The sequence below is a fragment of the Sporosarcina cascadiensis genome, from assembly GCF_009650995.1.
Taxonomy (GTDB): domain Bacteria; phylum Bacillota; class Bacilli; order Bacillales_A; family Planococcaceae; genus Sporosarcina; species Sporosarcina cascadiensis.
In genome coordinates this window covers 1-599 of sequence record NZ_WHVV01000043.1, presented here as the reverse complement: position 1 = coordinate 599, position 599 = coordinate 1, and the positions used below count along the sequence as shown (strand labels likewise).

The 599-nt window shown below is 53.6% G+C and carries 1 tRNA gene and 1 rRNA gene; both read right to left on the bottom strand.

The annotated features are described in order from the left end of the window. Position 1 precedes the first annotated feature (1 nt). A tRNA-Ile gene (locus tag GDZ68_RS17940) sits at positions 2-75 on the bottom strand. Positions 76-196: 121 nt separating this feature from the next. After that, positions 197-599 (bottom strand): 16S ribosomal RNA (locus GDZ68_RS17935); the annotation flags it as partial.

The window sequence follows — 599 nt, the reverse complement described above, 5'->3', positions numbered from 1 at the left end:
GTGGGCCTAAGTGGACTCGAACCACCGACCTCACGCTTATCAGGCGTGCGCTCTAACCAGCTGAGCTATAGGCCCCTCTTATCTATAAAGATTCCATGAACCTTCAAAACTGAACGCAAAACGTTAACGTGACGGATCGAAGATCCATCTTCCGAATGTCTAGGCCATATTTCAGACCCTAGAACATAATCCTTAGAAAGGAGGTGATCCAGCCGCACCTTCCGATACGGCTACCTTGTTACGACTTCACCCCAATCATCTGTCCCACCTTCGGCGGCTAGCTCCCCTAAGGGTTACCCCACCGACTTCGGGTGTTACAAACTCTCGTGGTGTGACGGGCGGTGTGTACAAGACCCGGGAACGTATTCACCGTGGCATGCTGATCCACGATTACTAGCGATTCCGGCTTCATGCAGGCGAGTTGCAGCCTGCAATCCGAACTGGGAACGGTTTTCTGGGATTGGCTTCACCTCGCGGTTTCGCAGCCCTCTGTACCGTCCATTGTAGCACGTGTGTAGCCCAGGTCATAAGGGGCATGATGATTTGACGTCATCCCCACCTTCCTCCGGTTTGTCACCGGCAGTCACCTTAGAGTGCCC